Annotated in this window: 23 protein-coding genes; 13 read left to right on the forward strand and 10 right to left on the reverse strand. The window is 66.0% G+C overall.

All coding sequences use genetic code 11. The annotated features are described in order from the left end of the window. Positions 1-124: 124 nt before the first annotated feature. Genes OIE68_RS04990 through OIE68_RS05015 form a run of 6 tightly spaced genes read right to left on the reverse strand, consistent with a single transcriptional unit; the run spans position 125 to position 6,892 of the window. On the reverse strand, positions 125-2,812 hold the full coding sequence (locus OIE68_RS04990) for a fumarate reductase/succinate dehydrogenase flavoprotein subunit (protein ID WP_327098208.1): 2,688 nt from the start codon (positions 2,810-2,812) through the stop codon (positions 125-127). Next, positions 2,809-3,555 (reverse strand): ABC transporter ATP-binding protein, encoded by a 747-nt coding sequence (locus OIE68_RS04995; protein ID WP_327098209.1) that lies wholly within the window; start codon positions 3,553-3,555, stop codon positions 2,809-2,811. The genes OIE68_RS04990 and OIE68_RS04995 overlap by 4 nt, the downstream gene beginning before the upstream one ends. Continuing rightward, positions 3,552-4,439 (reverse strand): ABC transporter permease, encoded by an 888-nt coding sequence (locus OIE68_RS05000; protein ID WP_327098210.1) that lies wholly within the window; start codon positions 4,437-4,439, stop codon positions 3,552-3,554. Before OIE68_RS05000 ends, OIE68_RS04995 begins: the two co-directional genes overlap by 4 nt. Further along, positions 4,436-5,863, reverse strand: a complete 1,428-nt coding sequence (locus OIE68_RS05005) for an ABC transporter substrate-binding protein (protein ID WP_327098211.1) — start codon at positions 5,861-5,863, stop codon at positions 4,436-4,438. The genes OIE68_RS05000 and OIE68_RS05005 overlap by 4 nt, the downstream gene beginning before the upstream one ends. Positions 5,864-5,879: 16 nt before the next feature. Beyond that, positions 5,880-6,107 (reverse strand): 4Fe-4S dicluster domain-containing protein, encoded by a 228-nt coding sequence (locus OIE68_RS05010; protein ID WP_040689749.1) that lies wholly within the window; start codon positions 6,105-6,107, stop codon positions 5,880-5,882. Beyond that, positions 6,107-6,892: a GntR family transcriptional regulator gene (locus tag OIE68_RS05015; protein ID WP_327098212.1), complete on the reverse strand. Its 786-nt coding sequence runs from the start codon at positions 6,890-6,892 to the stop codon at positions 6,107-6,109. The genes OIE68_RS05010 and OIE68_RS05015 overlap by 1 nt, the downstream gene beginning before the upstream one ends. A 371-nt stretch (positions 6,893-7,263) precedes the next feature. Between OIE68_RS05015 and OIE68_RS05020 the strand changes: the two genes are divergently transcribed. Genes OIE68_RS05020 through OIE68_RS05035 form a run of 4 tightly spaced genes read left to right on the forward strand, consistent with a single transcriptional unit; the run spans position 7,264 to position 11,108 of the window. Then, positions 7,264-8,973: a hypothetical protein gene (locus tag OIE68_RS05020; protein WP_327098213.1), complete on the forward strand. Its 1,710-nt coding sequence runs from the start codon at positions 7,264-7,266 to the stop codon at positions 8,971-8,973. After that, positions 8,970-9,413, forward strand: coding sequence for a FixH family protein (locus tag OIE68_RS05025; RefSeq protein ID WP_327098214.1), 444 nt, complete (start codon positions 8,970-8,972; stop codon positions 9,411-9,413). The genes OIE68_RS05020 and OIE68_RS05025 overlap by 4 nt, the downstream gene beginning before the upstream one ends. Before the next feature lie 31 nt (positions 9,414-9,444). After that, positions 9,445-10,563 carry a hypothetical protein gene (locus OIE68_RS05030; RefSeq protein ID WP_327098215.1) on the forward strand — a complete coding sequence of 373 codons (1,119 nt, stop codon included), beginning with the start codon at positions 9,445-9,447 and terminating at the stop codon, positions 10,561-10,563. Beyond that, entirely contained in the window at positions 10,563-11,108 is a 546-nt protein-coding gene (locus OIE68_RS05035; RefSeq protein ID WP_327098216.1) for a hypothetical protein, read from the forward strand. The genes OIE68_RS05030 and OIE68_RS05035 overlap by 1 nt, the downstream gene beginning before the upstream one ends. A 4-nt stretch (positions 11,109-11,112) precedes the next feature. Here OIE68_RS05035 and OIE68_RS05040 read toward each other — a convergent pair whose 3' ends face one another. Next, positions 11,113-12,909 (reverse strand): acyl-CoA dehydrogenase, encoded by a 1,797-nt coding sequence (locus OIE68_RS05040; RefSeq protein ID WP_327098217.1) that lies wholly within the window; start codon positions 12,907-12,909, stop codon positions 11,113-11,115. Positions 12,910-13,019: 110 nt separating this feature from the next. Between OIE68_RS05040 and OIE68_RS05045 the strand changes: the two genes are divergently transcribed. Then, positions 13,020-13,628: a QsdR family transcriptional regulator gene (locus OIE68_RS05045; protein WP_327098218.1), complete on the forward strand. Its 609-nt coding sequence runs from the start codon at positions 13,020-13,022 to the stop codon at positions 13,626-13,628. Here OIE68_RS05045 and OIE68_RS05050 read toward each other — a convergent pair. Then, positions 13,613-14,605 carry a 1-aminocyclopropane-1-carboxylate deaminase/D-cysteine desulfhydrase gene (locus OIE68_RS05050; RefSeq protein WP_327098219.1) on the reverse strand — a complete coding sequence of 331 codons (993 nt, stop codon included), beginning with the start codon at positions 14,603-14,605 and terminating at the stop codon, positions 13,613-13,615. The two genes, OIE68_RS05045 and OIE68_RS05050, sit on opposite strands and share 16 nt — an antisense overlap. 203 nt (positions 14,606-14,808) lie before the next feature. Here OIE68_RS05050 and OIE68_RS05055 point away from each other — a divergent pair, with 203 nt between their 5' ends. Then, complete coding sequence (locus tag OIE68_RS05055; RefSeq protein ID WP_327098220.1) at positions 14,809-15,345, forward strand: NUDIX hydrolase; 537 nt, start codon at positions 14,809-14,811, stop codon at positions 15,343-15,345. Here the strand turns inward: OIE68_RS05055 and OIE68_RS05060 are convergent. Beyond that, a complete protein-coding gene (locus OIE68_RS05060; RefSeq protein WP_327098221.1) occupies positions 15,329-16,690 on the reverse strand; it encodes a hypothetical protein in 1,362 nt (453 codons plus the stop codon). The two genes, OIE68_RS05055 and OIE68_RS05060, sit on opposite strands and share 17 nt — an antisense overlap. A 257-nt stretch (positions 16,691-16,947) precedes the next feature. Between OIE68_RS05060 and OIE68_RS05065 the strand changes: the two genes are divergently transcribed. The 5 genes from OIE68_RS05065 (at position 16,948) to OIE68_RS05085 (ending at position 18,624) form a co-directional block, all read left to right on the forward strand. Next, positions 16,948-17,157: a hypothetical protein gene (locus OIE68_RS05065; RefSeq protein WP_327098222.1), complete on the forward strand. Its 210-nt coding sequence runs from the start codon at positions 16,948-16,950 to the stop codon at positions 17,155-17,157. Continuing rightward, the gene (locus OIE68_RS05070) at positions 17,144-17,467 is read left to right on the forward strand and encodes a hypothetical protein (RefSeq protein ID WP_327098223.1); all 324 of its coding nucleotides are present in this window, start codon (positions 17,144-17,146) and stop codon (positions 17,465-17,467) included. The genes OIE68_RS05065 and OIE68_RS05070 overlap by 14 nt, the downstream gene beginning before the upstream one ends. Positions 17,468-17,505: 38 nt before the next feature. Then, complete coding sequence (locus OIE68_RS05075; protein ID WP_327098224.1) at positions 17,506-17,787, forward strand: hypothetical protein; 282 nt, start codon at positions 17,506-17,508, stop codon at positions 17,785-17,787. Positions 17,788-17,960: 173 nt separating this feature from the next. Then, positions 17,961-18,416 (forward strand): hypothetical protein, encoded by a 456-nt coding sequence (locus OIE68_RS05080; protein WP_327098225.1) that lies wholly within the window; start codon positions 17,961-17,963, stop codon positions 18,414-18,416. Positions 18,417-18,429: 13 nt separating this feature from the next. Next, on the forward strand, positions 18,430-18,624 hold the full coding sequence (locus OIE68_RS05085; RefSeq protein ID WP_327098226.1) for a hypothetical protein: 195 nt from the start codon (positions 18,430-18,432) through the stop codon (positions 18,622-18,624). A gap of 94 nt (positions 18,625-18,718) precedes the next feature. Here the strand turns inward: OIE68_RS05085 and OIE68_RS05090 are convergent, their stop codons facing one another. Next, positions 18,719-21,538, reverse strand: coding sequence for an ATP-binding protein (locus tag OIE68_RS05090; protein ID WP_327098227.1), 2,820 nt, complete (start codon positions 21,536-21,538; stop codon positions 18,719-18,721). Positions 21,539-21,650: 112 nt separating this feature from the next. Here OIE68_RS05090 and OIE68_RS05095 point away from each other — a divergent pair, with 112 nt between their 5' ends. Beyond that, positions 21,651-22,808 (forward strand): epoxide hydrolase family protein, encoded by a 1,158-nt coding sequence (locus OIE68_RS05095; RefSeq protein WP_327098228.1) that lies wholly within the window; start codon positions 21,651-21,653, stop codon positions 22,806-22,808. 68 nt (positions 22,809-22,876) lie between these two features. Then, on the forward strand, positions 22,877-23,809 hold the full coding sequence (locus OIE68_RS05100) for a MerR family transcriptional regulator (RefSeq protein ID WP_327098229.1): 933 nt from the start codon (positions 22,877-22,879) through the stop codon (positions 23,807-23,809). The last annotated feature ends 8 nt before the right edge of the window (positions 23,810-23,817 follow it).

Consider the following 23,817-nt stretch of genomic DNA (forward strand, 5'->3'; position numbering starts at 1 on the left):
CCAAAGCTGCTCGAAGTACGTCGGAGTCGGCTGATCCGATGGTGATGCGCCCACAGATGAGCGCAGGAGGAGCCGAGCATGCGTGCGTCGGTGATCGTCCCCCACGTCACGAAACGGTGTGCGGCTACGACAGCGGGCGTGCACTGTCCAACGCGCGGCGCGCATACGCACGCACGTCCGCATCGGTGTCATCGATCGCCAGCTTCAGCGCATCCTGTGCCGCCCCGCTGTGCGGCCAAGTGGCCAGCGACAATACTGCCGCCTTGCGCACATCGAGGTGCGGATCGTGCAAGGCTTCGGAAAGCGGGCTGACGCCGAAATCGGGGTCCGCGCCCGCGAGACCCCGCGCGGCACCCACCCGGACCTGCCAGGCAGAGTGTGCGAGCGCGCCGACAAGTAGCGCCGTGTCATCTTGTGCGACACCGAGATTCGCGAAGGCTGCCAAGGCGGCGGCACGCACGAGCGGGTCCGGATCCTCGGCAAGGGCGCGCGCGGTTTCGGTGCCCTGCCCGCCGATCGCCGACAACCCGTGCGCGACGGCAATGCGCACCTCTCGGTTCTCATCGGTCGCCGCCGACGAGACCGCCTGCCAGTCGTCGAGCGACACCAGAGCCCGCACCGCCTCGATGCGCACCCGATGATCCGAATCGGTCAGTGCCACGACGAATTGCGCCGCTGTTCCGGCTCGCAGCGCGCGCAGCAGATCCACGACGGTCGCCCGGACGACCGGGTCGGGGGAGTCGAGTCGATCGGCGAGGCCGGTCGAATCGGGAAGCACCTCCACGAGTTCGCGCAGACTCGCCGCGGCCGCCGCGCGAACGGATGCCGCGTCATCGCCGAGCGCGTCGATCAATACCGATGTGAATCCCTCGGGGGTGTTCTCGGTCAGCACCGACAGCGCTGCCACTCGAACACCGGCATCGGCATCGGACAGATAGGTCGAAAGGTCCTGCACCGTAGGCGAATCCAGGGCCAGCAGGCTGACCAGTCGTGGTGACGGCGGTGTCGTCGATGTGCGGGCGGTGCGCGGTGCATCGGCGGGTGCGCGCCCACCGATGAGTTCCGGCTGCGCCACCGGGACCACGGTGGTGTCTGTCGACGGCAGGTCATCGAGACCGGGCACCGGTACCAGATACGGCGCCACCGGCCGCTTCAGGAATTCCATCGCGCCGTCGGAGTTCTTGCGCAGATTCAGGTGATAGCGCCACTCGTTATCGTCGCGCTGCGGCAGATCCGCACGTTCGTGATAGAGCCCCCACCGTGATTCGGTGCGGGTCAGTGAACTGCGCGCCGCCATTTCGGCGCAGTCGCGGATGAAGGAGACCTCGACCGCGCGCATGAGCTCATGCGGTGTGCGGGCACCGATTTCGGCGATTTCGTCGCGCATCCGCTCGAATGTCTCGACCGCGATCGACAGTTTCGCGGCCGTCTTCGGCGGCGCCACATAGTCGTTCACGAATCGGCGCAGCTTGTACTCGACCTGGGGCTGCGGCGGGCCGTCCGGCTGCTGCAGCGGCCGGTAGATCAGTTCGTGTGCGGCCGCCAGCTGCTCTTCCGGAAGTTCGATGGGCGCAGCGACTTCGGGCAGTGTGGATGCTGCATGGCCACCAGCCAGATCGCCGAAGACGAACGCGCCGATCATGTAGTTGTGCGGCACGCACGCGAGATCCCCCGCTGCGTAGAGCCCGGGAACGGTAGTACGGGCATGTTCGTCGACCCATACGCCGGATGCGGAATGTCCACCACACAAACCGATTTCGGATATATGCATCTCGATATCGTGGGTGCGATAGTCATGGCCGCGGTTGGCGTGGAAGGTGCCGCGGGTGGGGCGTTCGGTGGTGTGCAGAATGCCTTCGAGGGTGGTGAGCGTTTCGTCGGGCAGATGCGATACCTTGAGATAGATGGGCCCGCGCGCGGATTCGATCTCGCGCTTCACCTCCGACATCATCTGTCCGGACCAGTAATCGGAGTCGACGAAGCGTTCGCCCTTCGCGTTCACCTGGTACCCGCCGAACGGATTGGCCACATACGCGCAGGCCGGTCCGTTGTAATCCTTGATGAGCGGATTGATCTGGAAGCATTCGATACCGCTGAGCTCCGCGCCGGCGTGGTAGGCCATCGAATATCCGTCGCCCGCATTGGTCGGATTCTCGTAAGTGCCATACAGATAACCCGACGCGGGCAGCCCCAATCGGCCGGATGGACCGGTCGCCAGGATCACCGCCTTGGCGCCCACCGCCACGAATTCACCGGTGCGCGTATTCAATGCGGCGGCACCCACCGCGCGACCCGCATCGGTGAGCACCCGCACCGGCATGAGCCGGTTCTCGATGCGGATCTTCTCGCGCATCTTGCGTTGGCGCAGTACGCGATACAGCGCTTTCTTGACATCCTTGCCCTCGGGCATGGGCAGCACATACGACCCGGACCGGTGCACCCGGCGCACGGCGTACTCGCCGTACTCGTCCTTCTCGAACTTCACTCCGTACCGTTCGAGTCGCTGCACCATGGCGAAGCCGCGGGTGGCGGTCTGATATACGGTGCGCTGGTTGACGATTCCGTCATTGGCCCTGGTGATTTCGGCGACGTAGTCCTCGGGTTCGGCCTTGCCCGGAATCACCGCATTGTTGACCCCGTCCATGCCCATGGCCAAGGCACCGGAGTGCCGCACATGCGCCTTCTCCAGCAGTAATACATCGGCGCCTGCCTCGGCGGCGGTCAGTGCGGCCATGGTCCCCGCGGTGCCGCCGCCGATGACGAGCACATCGCAGTCGAGCCGGATCCGATCGGATAGCTCGGGAATATTCACAACTTCTCCAGGATTTCGGCCTTCACCGACCGGCGATCCGCCGGTGTGCGGGGCTCGGGCACATCGACCAGGGTGTGCAGCACGCCGCCGCCGAGTACCGCGATGCGGTCGCCGAGCAGCAGCGCCTCGTCCAGGTCATGGGTGACGAATACGACGGTGGTGGGGTGGGCGCGCCAGGTGTCGATCAGCAAGCGCTGCATGGTTGTCCGGGTCTGGGTGTCGAGCGCGCCGAACGGTTCGTCCATCAGCACCGAGCGCGGCGATCCGGCGAGACTGCGCGCCAACTGGACTCGCTGCCGCATGCCGCCGGAGAGATCGCGCGGGAGATAATCGGCGTAGCCGGTGAGTCCGACCTCCTCCACCCAATGCCGGGCGCTCGTTTTGCGTTCGGCGCGCGGCACCTTGCGCAATTGCAGTGCAAGCTCGATGTTCTGGCGCACGGTGCGCCACGGCAGCAGCGCATCGTCCTGGAAGACCAGGGCGCGGTCGGCGGATGGTCCGGTCACCGCTATGCCGTCGGCGCGGATCACGCCCTGGTCCGGCTTGCGCAGTCCGGCGATCGCCCGCAGCAGCGTCGACTTGCCGCAGCCGGATTTGCCGACCACGACCAGTATTTCGCCGGGCGCGATGGCCAGCTCCAGGTTCTCGAGCACCGTTTTGCCGCCGTAGGCGATGCGAATTCCGTCCAGGCTCAACCGCATTCCGGTTGTGGTCGGGGTGGCGGGTGCGGTTGTCGTGGTCATTCGGCGACCTCCCTCGGCAGCCAGCGGGTGATCCGACGTCCGGCCAATTCCACGATTCCGGAGGTGCCGAAGCCGAGGATGCCGATGGTGATCATGCCGACGAATACCGCCGGATAATCGACGATGGTGTAGGCCTGCCAGGTTCGGTAGCCGATGCCGAGCCGCCCGGAGATCATCTCGGCCGAGATGAGGCAGATCCATGCAACGCCCATGCCCACCGACAGGCCGCTGAATACGCCGGGCAGGATGCCCGGAAATACCACTCGCGCAAGGACATCGGTGCGCGATGCGCCCAGGGTGCGCAGTGCGTCCTCCCAGATGGTCGGCAGGGCGCGTACCGCGTGCCGGGTACTGACCAGCACCGGGAACAGCGATGCCATGAAGGTGATGAAGACGATGCCCGATTCGTCGCTCGGGAACAGCAGAATCGCCACCGGCACCAGCGCGATGGCCGGAATCGGCCGCGCCAATTCGGTGAGCGGTCCGAGCACCGCGGCGAAGAGTCCGGAGCGGCCGAGACCGATGCCCGCGACCACACCGACCACGGCCGCGAGCCCGAATCCGGTGAGAATACGGATCAGCGATTGCGCGACATCGACATAGAACTGGTCCGACTGCAGCTGCTTGCCGAATTCGCGGATGATCTCGGTGACCGTCGGCAGCGTGTCGAAGCGCAGCCACCACCGCACATTATTGGCGGTGAGCAGCTGCCACAGTCCGATCGCTGTCGCGACCGACGTTACCTGGAGCACTCGGGTGCGCCATACGGAACTCCCACGCACCTCGGCGGTTTCGTCGGCCACGGCGGGGCCGGCGAGGGCCGCGGAACGCCCGCCCGTCTCCCGGCCACCACCGGTCAACGTATCGCTGCGCGATGCTGTCATCGTCGGACTTCCGTTACGGCCTGGTCGTAGGAGATCGCCGTGGCGGTCGGGTGCGCCTGCCGATAGCGCTGCGCGGCCGCGGGTGTGGTGAACGGCAGGAAGCTGTCGCCGTCGCGCAACCACGCCGCCTTATCGGCGAACCAGCGCGTGCCGAGTTCGGCATCGGGCACATACGCGGCGCGGATCACCTTGCCCTGCGCCTTGGCCGCCTGAACAGCGCGCAACAGGCAGGTCGGATCGGCGGCGGGCTGCGGTCGATCCGTGCCGTCGAGCCACAGCTCACCGGCCTGCGCGGCATTGCTCACGGGACGGGCACAGACCGGGTCGGTGCCGGTGACGCGGCTGGGGTTGGCGGTGGCCGCCACCGCCTGGTCGTAGTCGCCCACGCCGTTGTCGGCGAAGGCCTTGCGCAGCGGCGCGGGATCGACGAACTTATCGATATCGAGTTCGGCGAAGTCGCCGATCGACTTCAGGTACTGCACATCGCCTTTGAACGCGTCGATCAGACTGGGCTTGAGCGTGGTATCGAAAGACGTTCCGCCGGGCCCGTTGTACAGGTACACGACCTCCTGCGGCAATCCGGAACCGTCGGCGACGATCTTGGCGGCTTCGAACGGCTTCTCGTTCAAGAACTTCGTGGCATCGAGCTGGGCCGCGAGGAAGGCCTGCAGCACCTCGGGATGATCGGCGGTGTAGGAGCGTCGCGCGACCACGCCGTGGAAGGTGGGCACACCCAATTCCGCACCGTCGTAGAGCAATTTCGCCTTGCTCTGGAAGACCAGCAGTCCGGGCCAGGCCACGAACTGCGCGAGCGCGCCGACCTGATGCGATTCCAATGCGGTCGCCCCGATCTGCGGCTGCTGGTTGAGCACCTCGACGCCCTTGGCCGGATCGACACCCGCCCGCGAGAGCGCCTGCACCAGGGTGCCGTGCCCGGCCGAGCCGACGCTGGCCGAAATCTTCTGCCCGGCCAGGTCACCGATCCCGGTCACCGTCGAATCCTGGGGCACCACAACCATATTGAGCGCACCCTTGGGGTTGTAGCCGGTCACCGATACCAGCGCCGTCTTCGCCCGTTCATTGGACTGGGTGCGAGATCCGTTGATCAGCAACGGATAATCGCCCATCGACCCGATATCGATCTTCTCGGCCAGCATCTGCGCGGTGATCGGCGCGCCGGTGTCGTAGTCCTGCCACTCCACCTGGTACTTGGCGCCGCCGCTGTCGGTGATCTTCTGTAGCCGCTGCTCCAGATAGCCCTGGGCGCGCAGCAGGGTGCCCGCGGTGACGGTATTGATTGTTTTGGACTGGTAGCCGACGACGACCTTGACGGTGCCTTCGGGGGTGTTGTCCGAACTCTGCAGGGAGCAGCCCGCCGCGGTGAGTGCGACGGCGAGGAGCAGGGGAGCGAGGCGTTTCTTCATGGGACTTCCGGATCGTTCAGCGCAACAGATAAGGCATATTGACGGTGACGGCGCCCGTGGGACACCGGGCGGCGCAGGGGCCGCAGTACCAGCACTCGTCCACGTGCATGAAGGCCTTACCGTTCTCCGGATTGATGGCCAGCGAGTCGAGCGGGCAGATCTCCACGCACAGCGTGCAACCCTGGATGCACAGTGATTCGTCGATGGTCACCGGAATGTCGGTGCGTTGGTTCGCAAGTGCCATCAGATGACCTTCCATTCGGATGTGCTGCGGTTCAGGCTGCCGCGCATGGTGATTCGATCCCCGCGCATCCGGATGTATTCCAGATCCACCGGTCGGCCGTCGTCGAGCCGGGTCAGCCGTTCGAGCATCAGCAGCGCCGAGCCCTCGGGTGCTTCCAAGGTGGCGGCGGTGTGCGCGTCGGCGGTAACCGCTTCCAGAGCGAGGTCGGCCGAGCCGAGCGGTCCGCCGCTGATCTGTTCGATGAGTACGAAGATGTCGTTGGTCTCGAGATCGTGGCCGAGGACCTCGGTGCCGATATCGGGTGCGAGATAGGTCAGATCCAGGCTCAGCGGCAGGTCGGCGAGATAGCGCAGTCGTTCGATATAGACGACGCGCTCACCAGGATTCAGCCCGAGCTTGCGTGCGACGGCGGGCGGTGCGGTGATATGCATTGCCGCGCGCACCTCGTTGCGCACTGTGCCGTGGCCTTTGAGGGTTTCCTGCAGCCCGAGCAACGCGTCCAGCCCGTGATCGTATTTGCGCCGGGCGACCCGGGTGCCCACCTTCGGTACCCGATCGATCAGCCCTTCGTCCTTGAGCAGTGCGAGTGCGTCGCGCACGGTATTGCGCGACGCGTCGTATTCCGCGACCAACTCCTGCTCACTCGGCAGCACGTCGTCGAACGCTCCCGCATGTATCTGATGACGCAGCACGTCGGCTATCCGGCGCGCCTGGTCGGCCCGCAACCGTCGCACGGGCGTCGCCTCGGCTCCCACCTCCGCCACCTTTCTCTCGCTGACCTGCATGGATAGCGACGATAGTTGGCGCGGAGACGCTCAAATGCCCGCGTTGGAGCTCCGTAAATCAGCGGATGTTATTCCGCCGCCCGCCACACGCTCTGACCTGGACAGATGGGTCTCGGACTGGCCATTGCGCCACCCCGTTCACAGCCGATGACTTTCGATCACACAGATTCGAATGACGGGCGGGAGGGGCGGAACGGAACAATGTCGGGCTCGGCCGGCCCCGAACACCAGGTTCCGCGGAGCGGGCCGCCACTACCGTTGCGCTAACGAGCGAGTCCACGCCGCTGCCTCACCCCCTTCTCGTGGGCGGCCCATTCGCCGGACGTGGACCGGCGATTGAATCAGCTCACCGCCGAGCGGTGGTTTCGGCGGTGAGCTGGGGCATTATCCGGATGCCGATCCAGGGCGGCATCACTCCGGCGGGGGAGGCGAAATCCCCACTGGAGGTGATGTTCTGGCGGTCACGCATCCCTACCATGACGGGCGTGGGTGTTGTCGCCGGTGCTGGTCGCGCTCTGCTGGTCGCGGGGATATGTGCGTTGTTGGTGTCGATCGGGGTGGGTTCCGTGGCGGCGGATTCGGCGTCCTCTGGCTCGGATATTTCGGTCGCGCAGTCGCTCGGTGATCGGGAGCTCACGATCATCTTGCGCCGGGTGACCAGCGTGCCGGGGCCGTTGCGGGTGGATGTGATCACCCATGCCGGTACCGCCTCCGGGCAACTCACGCTCGCGGCGACGCCGACGGGGGTGTCCAAGAAGTCGACACAGCCTGCACCTGGAGCGCCTACCGCCGAGGCGGTTGTCGAACTCGGCGGCACTCCGGGGATGTACTCGGCGACTGTCCGAATGGACCGGGCCGGGCCGTGGGAACTGGCCGTCGGCGACGGTACGCGGGTGGCGCGGATTCCGTTCATCGTGCCCGCACAGGTGACCTCGCCGCCCGAGCGCCTGGTCTACGGCGGATTTCTGGTGGCCGGCGTACTGCTGCCCGTCGCGGTGGTGATCGCGATTCGTGCTCGACGCAGCGTATGGGCGCTGGTTCCCGCCGCCGGAATGGTGGCCGGGGTGGCGGTTTCGGTAACTGCCGCGCTGCTTTCGGCATCGCTGCCGCTGCCACCGCAACCCGGCGGTCAGCTCGATCCCACGCTCGACAATGTCACCGATCCCTACGCCGTGCATCAGCCGTTGATTTCGGACTTTTCGCGGCCGCCGGTACTGCTCATGGTTGCGGGTGGGCCCGTGAACGCCGGGCAGCCAGGCGATCTCGACCTCGTTCTGATCGATGCCGCCACCGGAGCACCCGTCGACGATCTGGTCGTGCACGACAGTGCGCTCATGCATCTGCTGATCGTCGGCCCGACCGGTCGCCTGTCGCATCTGCATCCGACCCGGGTCGGGCCCGGCCGGTATCAGGTTCATCTGGCTGCGCCCGAGGCCGGGCGGTATGCGCTGTCCGCGGAGTTGGCGCGGCGCGGTGGTGGTGTGCAAATGGTTCGCGCGGCAAGCGGTTTCACCATCTTGAACGGTGTCGCAGCACCGGAATCCGCCAGCGCCACAGTGCATCTCGGCGGTGGTGGCGAGATCGCGTCGACCGTTGTCGACGGTAACCCGGTCACCGTCAGGACGACCACTCCGGTGGCAGGGGCACCGACCACCATCACCGCCGAATTCGGCGATGCTGCCGATCTGCAACCGTGGCTCGGCATGGTCGGCCATCTGATCATGGCGGGTCCGCTCCCCGGCGACCCGGATATCGCTGCAGCCGTACAGAACTCACCTATCTGGGGTCACGGCCACTCGATGGGCGCGACATCGATGCAGGGCATGTCCGATATGCCGGGGATGGATATGCCCGGCATGGATATGACCGAGCCCGCCGCGAGCCACGGCACCATGCTCATGCCACCCGCCAATGGCGAAAGCGCACCCGACGAGACGGTCGCCGCATACGGACCTGACGTGCCGTTCACCTACACCTTCCCGCTCGCGGGCCGCTATCGCCTCTGGATCCAGGTCGAGCGGCGCTACACCGTGCTGACGGTCCCTCTCGTTCTCGATGTCGCGGCGGGAGCGCGGCCATGAGTGAGCGATCGATTGCACCCGAGTCCGCCACTCGGAGAAGCGCTTTCCTCGCGGTAGGAGCGGTGATCGTCATCGTGCTCGCCGTCATCGCTTGGTTCGCCTGGCCGCGCCCATCCGGTCCGCTCGTATTGAAAACCGGTACCCCGCAACACCTTGTCACAATTTCCATCGACAGCCTCCGAATCGGCACCACCGCTATCGATATCACCGTCACCGACCGCACCGGCGCGCCGAAAGACCATGCCGCAGTGCTTATTCAGGCGAATCAGCCGCTCATGGGCCACGCTGGGCAGCCCATCGCGGCGACGGCCACCGGTCCGGGCTACTTCCATGCCGCATCGGTACCGCTGATGATGACCGGACAGTGGGAGCTTCGACTGTCGATCGACGAACACGACAGCCTCGACGAACTCGCGGTGCCGATCTGGGTCGGCGGCTGAAAACATGCACAGATCAGGAGGAATGATCACCATGACCACGGCAGCACCGGTCGAAGCCGACACTGGACCCGGTATCTCCGATGACACCATCGCGGCCCGCATCGGTGCCTGGGGTGTATTGCTCGGCACCGCAGTGACATTGGCTGGTCTGAGCTGGGATATCCAGTGGCACAACGAAGTCGGTCCCGACACATTCTTCACCCTGCCGCATCTGTTCCTGTACTCCGGTAGCGCGATATCCGGATTCGCCAGCCTGGCCATGGTTCTCATCGCGACCTCTGCCCAACGGGCCGGTAGGCCCGTACCCCGCCTCGGCGGCACTCCCATTCGAGTCTTCGGCAGCAACCTGACCGCGCCGCTCGGCTATATGGTCGCCGGAGCCGGTGCGGCACTATTCCTGCTCTACGGCCTGCTCGATCTGGAGTGGCATTCGATCTACGGTTTCGACGCGGTGCTCAATACCCCGTCACATGTGGCGCTGTTCCTTTCCATCTCGCTCACCATGATCGGCAGCATCATCGTCTTCGCCGCCCACCGCGACCACCGCTGGGGCCGAATCGGCATCGTCGTCGCGATTCCGATCCTGATCACCTTCGCCCCGATTCCCACCAATGCGTTGAACAACCTGCATCTGCCGGTCGACCCGACCATCCTCGGCATCGTCCTGTTCGGGCCGATGCTGCTCGTACTCGGCGCGGCACTATTGGCGCGTGCGGGCGCAGCCGTCGCCATCGCGGTTTCGCTCGGTGCCATGCAGGCGATCCTGTGGTGGTTCTCGCCCTGGGCCGCGGAAACCTACGCGTCGGCGATCGGACTGCCGCTGCGTGACGGTCTCACGGGACGGCCGCCGGACCTGCCCGTCATGATGCCGATGTTCCTGATCGTCGCGGCGGTCGCGGTCGAGGGTCTGTTCTGGTTGGCCCGGGCCCGTGGTTTCGATGCGCGCAAGATCGTATTGGTGGCGGGTGCGGTGACCGGCGTGATCGTCGGCGTGACGTTCCCGCTGCAATTGAACCTCGTCCGCGCCACGTCGCATATCGCCGTCGGCGACATCGTGACGATCACGCTGCTCGGCATTCCGCTCGGCCTGCTCGCCGGATTCCTCGGCGGCCGGTTCACCACCATGCTGCCCGCAATGAAGGATGCGTGATGTCCGTACTCCGCAGGCTCGCCGTCACCGCACTGGCCGTGATCACGCTGTCGCTGGTCGCCATCGCCCCCGCGTCCGCCTATGCGCCGGTCGAGGTTGTGCATACCGAGCGCGTCCAGGTGGGCCCGTACGGCGTGACCGTCGGCTTCTCCACCTGGCCCATCCGCGCGATGAAGTCGCTCGACTTCACCTTCATGCCCGATGGCGGCATCGCCGACAAATCCGGGACACTGCGCTTGACCGGACCCGCGATCAGACCCGGCCGCCGCGCCACACCGCTGGTCCGCCATCCCCGCAAACGCGACTCCTGGGGCCTCGACGTCAAGGCCTTCGACGACCCCGGCACCTACACCTTCACCTTCGCGATCGACGGCCCGCTCGGGCACGGCGAAGGGACCCTCGGCAATGTCACGGTGCTCGACCAGCCCGGACCGCCGCTGCCGCTGAGTTGGACGATCGGCACCCTGCCGCTGGTCGGCCTGCTGGTCTTCCTCGTGGTGGCCTGGCGCCGCACCCGACCCGGGCGGCAACCACTGGTCGTCTGACGGGTCAGAACCAGGCGTCGCGCATATCCAGCGTGGTGCGGTCCATCAGCTCGAGCAGATCCAATTGCGGTGTGGTCTTGGGCAATTCGTAGCGGAAGAAGTAGCGGGCCGCCGCACGCTTGCCGTCGTAGAAGTCGCCGTCCTTGCCGTGTGCGGCGAGTGCCTGCTCCAGCCAGATCCAGGCGACCACCACGTGCCCGAAGGCCTCCAGGTAGATGCTGGAATTGGCCATCGCGGCGGCGATATCGCCGGAGGCGAACATCCAGCCGGTGACGGTGAGCAGCCGTTGCCAGACCGCGTCGAGCTGTCCGCCGAATTCGGTCCACTCGCCGCCCGCCTCGGTGGCCGCGAGTACGGTCTGCTCGATCTGTGCGGCCAGTAGCCGCAGGCTCGCGCCGTCGTGCTGGATCACCTTGCGGCCCAACAGATCCAGCCCCTGGATGCCGTGGGTGCCTTCGTGGATGGGGTTGAGGCGGTTATCGCGATAGTGCTGTTCGACATCGTATTCGCGGGTGTAGCCGTAGCCGCCGTGTACCTGGATGGCGAGGCTGTTGGCCTCCAGACACCATTGCGACGGCCAGCTCTTCGCCACGCCGGTGAGGATTTCCAGCAGCAGGGTGTGATCGCGTTTGGCAGCCGGATCCGTGGTGGTGCGTTCCAGATCGACGAGGCGGTTGCAGTAGAGCAGCAGAGCGAGCGCGCCCTCGACATAAGCCTTCTGCGCCAACAGCATTCGCCGCACATCGGCATGCTCGATGATCGGCGCCTGCGGTGCGGACGGATCCTTGGCGCTGACCGTGCGCCCCTGGCGGCGTTCCCGGGCGTAGTCGAGCGATTTCAGATATCCGGTGTAGCCCAACGCCGTTGCGCCCAGACCGACGCCGAGGCGCGCCTCGTTCATCATGTGGAACATGTAGGTCAGGCCGCGATGCGGTTCGCCGACAAGGTAACCCACCGCACCGGGCGCGTCGTCCGGATTATGCTTGCCCTCGCCGAAATTCAGCACCGTATTGGTGGTGCCCCGATATCCCATCTTGTGGTTCAACCCGGCCAGCACCACGTCGTTGCGTGCGCCGAGCGAACCGTCCTCGGCCACCAGGAATTTCGGCACGACGAACAGCGAGATGCCCTTGGTTCCGGCCGGTCCGCCCGGAATCTTGGCCAGGACGAGGTGCACGATATTGTCGGTCAGCTCGTGATCGCCGCCGGAGATCCACATTTTCGAGCCGAACAGCCGGTAGGTGCCATCGGCCTGCGGTTCGGCGCGGGTGACGATATCGGCCAGCGAAGAGCCCGCCTGCGGTTCGGACAGACACATCGTTCCGGTGAACCGGCCCTCGACCATGGGCTTGACGAAGCGGTCGATCTGCTCCGGGGTGCCGTGCGCGGCAAGGAGATTGGCATTGCCGACGGTCAGGAAGAGATAGCCGGTGGTGCCGACATTGGCGGCCTGGAACCAGCAGAATCCGGCCGCCTCCACCGTGGCGGGCAGCTGCAGCCCGCCGATCTCCTCGTCCATCGCGGCGCCGACGAGATTGGCTTTGGTGAAGGCCTCGATCGCGGCCTTCACCTCCGGGATGATGGTGACCGTCTCACCGTCGAAGGTCGGCTCATTGCTGTCGTTGCGCTTGTTGTGGGTGGCGAAGTGCCTTGTGGCCAGATCCTCGCAGAGGTCGAGAAAGCCGTCGAAGGTATCCCTGGAATGTTCGGTGAACCGGGGCAGCGCCGTGAGCTCCTCGACCCGCAGCCATTCGTAGAGCAGGAAGTCCAGGTCCCTACGGGAGATCAGGGTCGAGCGCACGGGCACATCCTCTCGCAGTGGCGGAGCACTGGCCCAGACGGGCGCGGTACTCGCTCGGGTCGGTTTGGTACATTACTACGCATGTGTCGCGAATCGATCCCAGGGCTGGGATGACCACAACCACCGGTGCCGCCCGACCTGTCGGCCGTCCCGCCGCCGCTTCCCAGGACCAGGTGCTCGCCGCGGCCAGCGCCCAGTTCCTGGCCTGCGAGCGGGTCGATGTGCAGGCGATCGCGGCGGAACTCGGATTGTCGCGCGCGACAATCTACCGCTGGTTCGGTTCGCGCGACGGTCTGCTCGGCGCGGTCATGGTGTCGGAATTCGAGCGGATGGTCGTGGCGGCGCAGACGCGCGACGACGGCACCGGGGCGCCGAGGGTGCTCGCCCTGCTGGACCGGGTGGCGCAGTGGATGACGCGGAGCGAGGCATACCGCTATTTCATCGCGACCGAACAGGCCACCGCGGGCCGCATCATCACCACCAGCGACGGGCCGGTCCAGCCGAAGGTGGTCGGGGTGGTCGCCGAAATTCTGGATACCGCGATGGTGGAGGGCTACCAGAACCGGGTCGATACCCAGACCTTCGCCTATGCGCTGGTCCGGCTCATCGAGGCCTTCCTGTACCAGGATGCGGTGACCGGCCTTCGCGGCGACGTGGAGCGGTTGCGCGCGGTGCTGGCGGTCATTCTGGGACTGGACCCGGATCAGCGCGGCCCGTAGGTATCGAGGAACAGAACGGGTCCGTTGCCGAAGTCGCCGCGGGTATCCATCGCCAGGAGTCCGGCCAAAGCCTTTGCGGTGTAGACAGTTTCCAATTCCAGCCCGTTGGTCGCGGCGAGCTTCTTCGCGGCAATGGCGGCCGGGGTTTCATGGCCGTAGCCAGGACCGAGCCAGTCGCGCACCATCGTCACGTCGTCCGGGCGCAGCTCGGGCGTGGTGAGTTCCGCGCCGCGTGCGCGCAGCACCTTCGCAGCGCGGTTCGCCAGCTCGACAATGTGTCGCGCGTCGAGGGGAAGCGAGTCGTTGACGACGACACCGACGACGCGGGTGCGTAGTCCGGCAAGCCGTAGACCGAGGGCCAAACCCGCTGCCGTGCCACCGGATCCGACGGCGGTCACCAGATGTGTCGGTTGCGGTAGTTCGCCCGCGGCGATCTGCGCCGCCAGTTCCAATGCGACCTCGACATAGCCGAGTGCGCCGATCGGCGACGATCCGCCGACGGGCAGCAGATACGGTGGGGTGCGCCCGTGCATATGCCGCAGCAGCAGCCACGGTGCGGCCAGGACGGTGCGCAACTTGCTGTGCGTGAAATGTAGGGTGGCGCCGGAGTTTTCCAGTCGTCGCAGCTGCGCGCGGACGTGGTCGTCCACCGGTTGGTCGACCAGCGCCAGTCCGGTGTCGATGCCGAATTCCCGGGCGTAGAGCGCCGTGGCCAGACCCCAGTTGGTTCCGGTGCCGCCGAAGGTGAGAATGGTGCGGGCACCGCGCCGTCGGGCCTCGGGCAATAGCCACTCCAACTTGCGGATCTTATTGCCACCCCAGCCACCCGAGCCGTACCCGCTTTCGTCCTTGCACCAGACAGTGCTGTTGGTGCCGAGGTCCAGCGGGCGGACCGGCGTCGGCGCGATACCGAGCCGGGCGAACGGCAGTGTGCTGGCCAGTTCAGGGAAGCGCTGGTGGAGTAGGGATTCGGTCATAGTCCGACCATTATCGGGGTTCAGCTCTGTTCGGTGAGCAGTTGATCGAGGGGCAGCGCAGACCTGGGACAGGTCGCCCATGCCGAGGTGGCTGGACATGCGAAGCAGCAGGGCCGCGCAGAGGGTTTCGTCCGAACGAACGAATCCCCCCCGTAACGGATTCCGGGCGGCTTCAGCGAATGCATGCTTGCTACCTTCGACTTGTGAGCCGAACCCAGTGGACTATCCATGGTGAGCACCTCGTCGACGAGAATCGACACATCCGACTGTCCACCGTTGATGTCGAGCTGCCCGACGGCGTCAGGTTCACCCAGTACGTGGCGCGGATGCCGCGGTGCGCGATGACCCTGGTACTGAACGACAAGCGCGAGGCGTTGATGATGTACCGGCATCGGTTCATCATCGACCGTTGGGTCTGGGAGCTGCCCGGAGGCTATGTCGACGGTGCCGAGGACGTTGCAGTGGCGGCGGCCCGGGAAGTCGAAGAGGAGACCGGCTGGCGGCCCCGCACAATGGAACACCTGGTTACCTACCAGCCAGCAATCGGCACGCTCGACCAGCCGCAGTTGATCTATCTCGCGCATGGCGCCGACTTGACCGACAAGCAGCCGGACATCAACGAGGCCGAGCAGATCGAGTGGATCCCGCTACCGGATGCGGTCGCGATGATCGACCGCGGAGAGATTGTCGGCGCCGCGACTGTCGTCGCCCTGTACCGCGCTGTCAGTCTGTCGCTCTAGTCGCGGCGAGCACGCGCCGTCGGAAGTTTGCGACGTCGTCGATTTCGTCGTACGGCGCGAGGCGAAACCGGACCTCACGAAGGTAGGAGTAGCTGCGCCGGGACTCGAGGCTGCCCGCCAGGTCGAGCGCCTCGTTGCCGATGCGCACCGCCTCATGTGGATCCGCGTCCGCGACGGCTGATGCCAGCAGGCACAGGTTGAATGCCCGCCCGCGCAGGTAGCCTTCGGACATGTCGAGGGATTGCTCGGCATAGCGAGCCGCCCGGGCGAGGTCGCCCAGATCCCGGAAGCAGTGTGCGGTCTTGGCCGAAAGGTACGCGCCATCAAAGTAGTCCAGCCATTCTGGCCGACCGGAATCTCCGCGGCCGAACGCGCGCTCGGCGGCGTTCAAGGATGTCGCGCAAGACGATTCGTCCAGCCTCGAGGCATGGCCGTGCGCCTCGACCATCAGGCACTCCGACTCCAGCGCGGCGAGGCCAGCGTTGCGGGCTGCTATCTGCGCTGCCCGGGCGAGGTCGACGGCGTCGCCGGGACGTCCGACGTAGGTCGCCTGGTGGCTCATCGCCGCGAGGATCTCCGCACCGAGGCCGGCATCGCCCGCGGCGCGCGACATCCTCAGCGCCTGGATGAGATAGCGCTGCGCGAGGCCGTGTTCCTCGAGATCGTAGGCGGCCCAACCTGCGAGCTTGGTGAGTTCGGCAGTGGTGGCGAAAAGCTGTCGCCCGATGCGCTCGTTGTAGCTGCCGCGCAGCAGCGGGGCGACGGAGCTGTGCAGGTAATGGACGATCGTCGACCGCACCTTCCCACCGCCCACCCTGTTATCGAGGTCCCGGAACGCGGTTGTCATGGTCCGGACTGCATCGACGTCGCTCTGTCCGATCCGGCGATACCCAGCCGAGACCGGGTGCTCGGGTCCTGGCAGGGTCAGCCACCGCATTGATGCGGCCGGGTAGACCGCTACCGCATACGACGCGCCGACCAGGAACCGCCTGCGCTCCACATCACTCCTCCACAACGCAGTCGCCGAAGCGGTCGCCTCGGTGAGACTCAACGAGAACTTCAGTCCGAGATCGGCAGCCTCTCTCCCGCCGCTCATCCCGCAGTCGGCAGCGGCGACCCGACGCCCTGCTACCTCGGTCAGACACTCCGCGATCAGTTCAGGCCCAGGCGGATTCGGTTGCTCGCCCGCCAGCCACCGCCCCACCGAGGTGTGGTCGTAGCGCAACTCGACACCGACCGCGCGGCCTCGCTCGACGACTCGGCGAGCGAGCGCCTTGTTCGGTAGGCCCGTTTCCTCGAGCAGTTCGGCGAGCTGCGTGTTGGGTTGCTTGGGCTGCCGTCCCATTTCAGAAGTGTGGCATGCGAAATGCCTTGCACGCCATGAATTCGCTGCCACGCACACCCCCTGTGCACACCCCCACCCAGGCTGCACACCTTACGGCGAGGCACCCCCTCAGCGTGTTCTTGATCTAGGCACCCGGCGCCGGGGGATGCCTGAGAGCCCTCGGCGCCGGGCGGCCTGCCAAACCCAACGAACCCCAAGGCGGTACAGCCAAATGCCGTTCAACCCGCAAGATTCGCGGCGTCACGGGCGAGATATCCATGCCTAATTCCAAACTGCCGCAACGCGATCCCTTCGTCGGCCCACCCGGTACCTATAGCGGCGCACCGGGCGATGTGGTCGAGCTATTCGCGGATGCCGTCCGCCAATGGGGAGACCCGCCCCAGGAAACGTCCTTGTGCCGAGATGTCGCGTACCCCGGCACCGGTGATCACGAACGAACCGAGGTGATGCCGGATGGCGCTTGCTGAGCCCCAAGCGAAACTCTGCCCCCGCTGCACCTGTGAGGATGCCGAGCCGGAGACCGGGATTTGCCGCTACTGCACGGCCGATATCGAGCGCGCAAGCCGTGCAATCGTTGTCGCGCTGCGCACAGCCAACGCCAGAACCGATCGCCCGGTGGGCTGGTTGCAGCGTGCCGACGGATCATGGGCGCCAGTTGATGACCACGGGTATGTCGGACAGGCATTCGCATTCGCATTGGATGACCACCACGAATTCGACGAACACGCTGTGATCACCGTCGAGCCGATCTCGATCGACGACACGGAGGTCGACTAGCTGTGTCGACTACTGGACTTGCTTGCGCAACCATCGCCGTGGTTTTGACGTTGGGCGTCGTGCCCTTCTACCTACTGCCGTACCTCATCGACCGCCCGGCGCACTTCGACGGCGAGCGGCCGAGCGCGGAAATACTGGCTCGCATCGCTCGCGACCAGTGCCACCGTGCACCAGACCATCCCTACAGCGTCGATGAAGCGCGCCGCGTATTCCGCCAGCGCATCAACTGCGACGCCGGCTCATGCGGCGCAAAACATGAAGCGTTCTGGACCCTGGTCGAGGCGGGGGTGCTCCGACCCGGCGCATATGTCGAGCGGTAGGGCGCCTGATTCGCCCGACCAGACGTGTGGGTCGGGATTGTCACTTGGAGCGCCGAATGACCAGACGCGAGCACCGCCCGCGCACAACGCATTCCCCGAGCTGTTCTCGCCACCCCAGTTGGCCAGCGAAATCTGCGGCGGCGTGCATTCCCAACTCGACAAGGAAGTGAATAATGCTATCCCGCTGTAACACAATCATTTTCGTCGGAATCCTCAGCTCCGCCGCGCTCGGCACCGCACCCGCCGGGGCTACGACCGCTGCACACCCAGAATTCATCGCCGCCAAGTCTTGTGGTTTCGAATTCACCTACAGCCGGCCATCGGTGTACGCGCCGAAGATCACGGGAAACGGCGTCGCCCAGTGCGACGGGCCGCCCGAAGAGCACATCTTGACCCTGGCGCTGGAATACCTCCAGGGCGGCAGGTGGGTGAACGCTGCCTACATCACCGATGCCGCGATCCCGCCGTCCCCGCCGAATTCCAGGTCGTACGAGGTGAACGCGGCCTGTTACGCGGGAACATGGCGTGTCAGTATGAGCGTGACAGGCCGCATCCAAGGAAACCCGTTCGTGTTCAGCGACCACTCGGGAACGCGCGACGTATCGACCAGCCAATGCCCGAGCCGATGAGAGGAAATCTCTGGTGCCGAACCTTGACGTGAGCAAGTCCCGGGAATTGCGGGACAAGATCCAACCGATCTACGAGGAAGCAGCAGCCTTGCTCGGTGCCGAGCATCCGGCGGCGGTGTCGCTGCAACGGGCGGCAACCGAACTCGCCGCCGCCGCGCCCGGCCCTCGACGCTATGGCGACTATGAGACGGAACACCCAACCACATGAGAACGACAAGGGAAGATGGATGATGCCGAAACCTTCTGCGCTCGAACGGCGAACGCTCTGCTGCCCCTGATCCGCACGGCCACCTGAAGTCGCCTCAGATGAGGCCGTGTTTGCGGGCCACTGCGGCGGCTTCGGTCCGTGTCGCGGCACCCAGTTTGGTGAGGATGCGCGATACGTGCACACCGGCGGTATTGCCGCTGATGAACAGCTCGGCTGCAATCTGGCGATTGCTCAATCCTTGTGCGACCAAACGTAATACGTCGGTCTCGCGTGGTGTCAGACCGAAGGTGCGCGGCGGCTCGTTCGCCGGTTCCGGCCGGGCTACCTGGAGCGTCACCCTGGCACGCTCGGCCATCTGCTCGGCCGCGTTGGCCAGTGGTGTCGCCCCCAAATCCGCCGCGAGTTCGGCGGCTTCGCGCAGGGGTTCTCGGGCGGCGGCGCGATTGCCGACCGCCAGTTCGGCTTCGGCGGCGCTGAGCAGGCTGCGAGCCAGGTCGTAGCGTTGATCGACGGCGCGCCATGCGGATGCCGCCTGGTGCCAGGCGGCCGGATCGCTGCTTCTGCTGGCGGTGACGACGGCGCGGTAGGCCGTATCGATCGCGGTGGTCACCGGCAACCGGTCGGCGGTGGACGCGAGTTCCGTTGGCGCGTTCGTGATCCGGGCCGCGGTTGCGAGCAATGGCCACACCTCGTGGTGGTGGGTGGCGAGGTCATCGGCCGCCAGTGTCTCGGCGACGATCTCACCCGCACGTTGGAATTGTCCGTCCGCGATCGCGATTTCGGTTCGCACCGTGCGTAATTGAAGCTGGTACTGGCGCGCCCACGGTCCGTCGCTCAAGAGTGGCGCTGCGGCGTCGGCGCTGCTGATTGCCGCAGCCGAAAAGCCCTGCACCAGTACGATTCTCGCGTGACAGAGCAGTAGTGCGGCCGTGCTGAGCGGCGGCAGCTGCTCGGTGAGCGATTCGTCGATGAGGCCCAGCGCCTCCGGCCAGCGTCCGAGCCCGGCCAACGCTTGAGCCCATTTCACCAGCAGGATGGGTGCGGCATCGGCGAAACGAAAGGTTTCATGGGCGGCCCGCAAACCCTGTTCGATCGCCTCGATGGCTGCTTGGTATTCGCCCGCCGCGACCAGTGCCGCCGACTCCCACAGCACCACGGTCAACAATGTCTGCGGATCGTTCGCCGCGGCATGCGCCTGCTCGAAATACGTGACGGCGGAGCCATTTCCGGCGGCCGCCGCGAGCCCCTGGTAGGCATAGCCGCGTGCGGCGAGCGCTGGCGTGCCGGTCTGCTCGGCGACCTCCACCGCGGCGCGGGCATCGCGCGCGGCCCCGACGGCGTCACCGTTGAAGACACGAGATGCGGCGAGCGTTGCGAGCACCTCACCACGCAGCACACTCGGCGGATGCGCGGGCAATAATTCCAATGCCCGGGTGAGATCATCGACGGACCCGCCGCTGCTCTGATTCTCCAGGCCCGCACGGTAGTAGTACAGGCGTGCGGCCCGCTCGGGTGCTTCCGAGGCATCCAGCAGTTTCAGCGCCTCATCGGCAGCCGCCACGCCGCGTTCGACGATGCCACCGTGAAAGGATGCCTCGACAATGCGTTCCAACACGGTGAGCCGGTCGGCCCCGACCAGCGTCGCCGCATCGGGCACGCGGTCCCACAGCTCCAATACGCGGTCCAGTTGGCGCACGCGTTCGCTTTGTGCCCCTTCGGATTCCGTCGCGGCACACCAGGACGCCACGAGTGCGTGTGGCAGATCGCCCGCAGCGTACGCGTGATAGGCCAGCTCACCCTTCCGTCGGTCACCGGCCTGCAGCGCCTCTTCTGCGAGCAGTACCTGAGAAAGCCTGGTGTGCAGGCGCTTTCGCGCGACCGGCAGCATATCGTCATAGACGGCATCGCGAATCAGACTGTGCCGGAACTCGTAGCCGGTGTCAGTGGCGAGCAGCAACCGCTGGTCGGTGAGCTGGCGCAGTGCTAGATGCAGCCCGTCTTCGGACAGGTCTGTCGCGGATTCCAGTAACCCGGCCCGCACCGGCGAACCCGCGGTGGCTGCGAGTCGCAGGAGCGCCTTGGCATCCTCGGGCAGTCCGGCCTGATAGCCCAGCAGCAGGTCGGACAGGTCCGCGGGTACGCGGTCGGGATCCTCCTGCAGCGCTCGCCCCAGCGCTTCGACGAAAAGCGGAATTCCCTTGCTGCGCTGGAAGACTCGGGTGACAACCCCGGGTTCGGGTTCACGGTTGAGCACCGCGGCGAGTTGCCGCCCGACCTCGTGTTTGGTCAGCGGCTCCGGATTCAGTACGCGCACACCGGGATCACGGCGCAGTCCGGTGACGAGTCGACGCAGCGGCTCCGAATCGGTGGGCCGGTAGGTGCCGATCAGCAGAAGATCGCGCTGGGTGAGATTCGCGATGAGGAAGGCCAGCAGTTCTCGGCTCGAATCATCGGCCCAGTGCAGGTCCTCCAGGACGAGCACCACCGGATGCGAGATCGCCAGTTGCTCGAATACCGTGAGGATCTCGCCGAACAACCGGATCCGATCCGATTCGGGCTCGGCCGCGCCGGTGCGCATCGCAAGTTCGGGCAGCCAGCGTGAGAGCGCGGGGCGCGCGACCGGAAGTAGTGTGGTCAGCTCGTCGACGCCGATCCGCCGCACCAGAGCGCGCATGATCGTGACGAACGGCGCGAACGGCACCCCGCTCGCGCCGAACTCCGGACACCGGCCGGTCAGCACCAGCACATCCGAACCGAGCCGCGAGGCGAACTCGCTGACCAGCCGCGACTTGCCGAGACCGGGCTCACCGGCGATCAGCACGGTGTCCACCGACTCGTCCTGGTACGCACGCTGGAGCGCGGAGACCTCTGCTGCTCGCCCGACAAAGGCACCGCGGTCGGGAACGCTCAACACCACGCGATCATGCCCGGATTACGGTCTCGATGCCAACGTAAAGAGTCGTGGACCCGAAGATAACGAATTCTCGTGATTCGGCGGCACCCTCGTTACCAGCAGAGTCGATCCCATGACGAACAACGACATCCGCCCCTTCCGCATCGAGATCCCCCAGGCCGATATCGACGATCTGCGCGAGCGGCTGACCCACACCCGCTGGATCGACGACCTGCCCGGCACCGGCTGGGAACGCGGCGTGCCCACCGCCTACCTGCGCGAGCTCGCCGGTTACTGGGCCGAGAAGTTCGACTGGCGCGCGGTCGAGGCCGAGCTCAATGAATACCCGCAGTTCAGCACCACTATTGACGGACAGGATGTGCACTTCCTGCACGTGCGGTCCGCCGAAGCCGATGCCACCCCGCTGCTGTTGCTGCACGGCTGGCCCAGCTCGGTGATCGACTTCCTGGATCTGATCGGCCCGCTGACCGATCCGAAGGCGCACGGTCACGCCGACGTGCCCGCCTTCCACCTCGTCATTCCGTCGCTGCCGGGCCACGGCTTCTCCGGTCCGATCACCGAGGCGGGCTGGCACGACGGCAGAGTCGCGGCGGCGCTGGCAGAGCTGATGGCTCGCCTCGGCTACGACCGGTACGGGGTGCACGGCGGCGACCACGGGGCGTTTCTGGCCCCGCGGCTGGCCAGGCTCGACGGTGCGCATGTGCTCGGCGTGCACGTCAATGCGCTGGTCACCTTCCCGACCGGCGATCCGGCCGATATGGCCGCCCTCACCGAGGCCGAGCAGCAGCGGCTGGCACGCATGCAGAACTTCCAGAAGGACGGCTCGGCCTATATGAACCTCAACGGTTCGCGCCCGAACACCATCGCGCAGTTGCTGGCCGATTCCCCGGCCGGGCAGCTCGGCTGGATCGTCGAGAAATACAAGGAGTGGATCGACCAGTCACACGACCTTCCGGAACAGGGCATCGACCGGGATCGAATGCTGGCGAATGTGAGCATCTATTGGTTCACCGACACCGCCCGCAGCGTGGCCAACTTCTACTACGAGCGGTTCCACGACGCCGCGATGTTCGCGCCCACGCCGAAGGGCACCGTGCCCACCGGTGTCGCGGTCTTCAAGGACGGTGACTACGCGATCCGACGCTTCGCGGAAAAGGCGCACAACATCACGCACTGGTCGGAGTTCTACTCCGGCGGCCACTTCCCGGCGCTCGAGGTTCCGGACCTGCTCATCGGCGATATCCGCGAGTTCTTCCGCACCATCGGCTGACCCCGCCGGACCCGTAGCATCGTGCGGGGATTTGCGTCTCCACCAAGGGGAGACACGAGGGTAGGGGTATGGACGGCGACACGCTTTATCCGATCGGCACGATGGCCGAACGGACCGGTCTCTCGGTCAAGACCATCCGCTTCTACGCCGATACCGGTGTCGTGCCGCCGACCACCCACAGCCCCGCCGGTTACCGGCTCTACGACGACGATGCGCTCGCCCGTCTGCAACTGGTGCGAACCCTGCGCGAACTCGGCATTGATCTGCCCGCCATCCGACAGGTGCTCGACCGCAAACTGACGGTGCCCGAGGTCGCGGCCGCACATGCCGATGCCCTGGAGTTCCAGATCAGCACACTGCGGGTGCGGCGCACGGTGTTACGAGCAATAGCCGAGCGAGGCTCGACCCCCGAGGAGATGGAACTCATGCACAAGCTCGTCGAACTCTCCGACGCCGAAAAGCGCCGCCTCATTACCGAATTCGTCGAAGACACCTTCGGTGGGGCCGATGCCAACCCGGAATTCGTGGATCTCATCCGCGCGGCAATGCCGGAACTACCCGACGACCCGGAACCCGTCCAGGTGCAGGCCTGGGTGGACCTCGCCGAACTCACTCGAGATCCGGATTTCCGCGCATCGGTGCGCCGCATGGCGGAATACCAGGCCGCGCAGCGCGCCGAAGGCGATACCACCGGCCTGCACCACGAGCTGACCGAACTCGTGCGCGAACGAGTCGGTCAGGCGCTCGCGGCGGGCACAGCGCCGTCGTCGGCTGCGGCCCAACCTATTGTCGACGAGCTGACCGCCGCATACGCGACGACATTCGGCCGCCCCGATGAGGCCGAGCTACGGAACTGGCTGCTGATCCGCCTCGACGTCGCGGGAGACCCACGCGCCGAACGCTACTGGCAACTCCTCTCGATCATCAATGGCTGGCCCGTCCCGCCGACCCTGGGACCGGTGTTCGACTGGTTGCGCGCCGCGTTGCGGGCCGATTCCTGACCGGTCGT

It is taken from the genome of Nocardia vinacea (assembly GCF_035920345.1).
Lineage (GTDB): Bacteria > Actinomycetota > Actinomycetes > Mycobacteriales > Mycobacteriaceae > Nocardia > Nocardia vinacea_A.

Coding starts and splice junctions, on each gene's coding strand:
- OIE68_RS05070 (WP_327098223.1), top strand. CDS start 17,144: ATGGCGCTTGCTGAGCCCCAAGCGAAACTCTGCCCCCGCTGCACCTGT.
- OIE68_RS05100 (WP_327098229.1), top strand. CDS start 22,877: ATGGACGGCGACACGCTTTATCCGATCGGCACGATGGCCGAACGGACC.
- OIE68_RS05045 (WP_327098218.1), top strand. CDS start 13,020: ATGACCACAACCACCGGTGCCGCCCGACCTGTCGGCCGTCCCGCCGCC.
- OIE68_RS05060 (WP_327098221.1), bottom strand. CDS start 16,690: ATGGGACGGCAGCCCAAGCAACCCAACACGCAGCTCGCCGAACTGCTC.
- OIE68_RS05005 (WP_327098211.1), bottom strand. CDS start 5,863: ATGAAGAAACGCCTCGCTCCCCTGCTCCTCGCCGTCGCACTCACCGCG.
- OIE68_RS05015 (WP_327098212.1), bottom strand. CDS start 6,892: ATGCAGGTCAGCGAGAGAAAGGTGGCGGAGGTGGGAGCCGAGGCGACG.
- OIE68_RS05065 (WP_327098222.1), top strand. CDS start 16,948: ATGCCTAATTCCAAACTGCCGCAACGCGATCCCTTCGTCGGCCCACCC.
- OIE68_RS05025 (WP_327098214.1), top strand. CDS start 8,970: ATGAGTGAGCGATCGATTGCACCCGAGTCCGCCACTCGGAGAAGCGCT.
- OIE68_RS05080 (WP_327098225.1), top strand. CDS start 17,961: ATGCTATCCCGCTGTAACACAATCATTTTCGTCGGAATCCTCAGCTCC.
- OIE68_RS05010 (WP_040689749.1), bottom strand. CDS start 6,107: ATGGCACTTGCGAACCAACGCACCGACATTCCGGTGACCATCGACGAA.
- OIE68_RS04995 (WP_327098209.1), bottom strand. CDS start 3,555: ATGACCACGACAACCGCACCCGCCACCCCGACCACAACCGGAATGCGG.
- OIE68_RS05000 (WP_327098210.1), bottom strand. CDS start 4,439: ATGACAGCATCGCGCAGCGATACGTTGACCGGTGGTGGCCGGGAGACG.
- OIE68_RS05030 (WP_327098215.1), top strand. CDS start 9,445: ATGACCACGGCAGCACCGGTCGAAGCCGACACTGGACCCGGTATCTCC.
- OIE68_RS05050 (WP_327098219.1), bottom strand. CDS start 14,605: ATGACCGAATCCCTACTCCACCAGCGCTTCCCTGAACTGGCCAGCACA.
- OIE68_RS05095 (WP_327098228.1), top strand. CDS start 21,651: ATGACGAACAACGACATCCGCCCCTTCCGCATCGAGATCCCCCAGGCC.
- OIE68_RS05035 (WP_327098216.1), top strand. CDS start 10,563: ATGTCCGTACTCCGCAGGCTCGCCGTCACCGCACTGGCCGTGATCACG.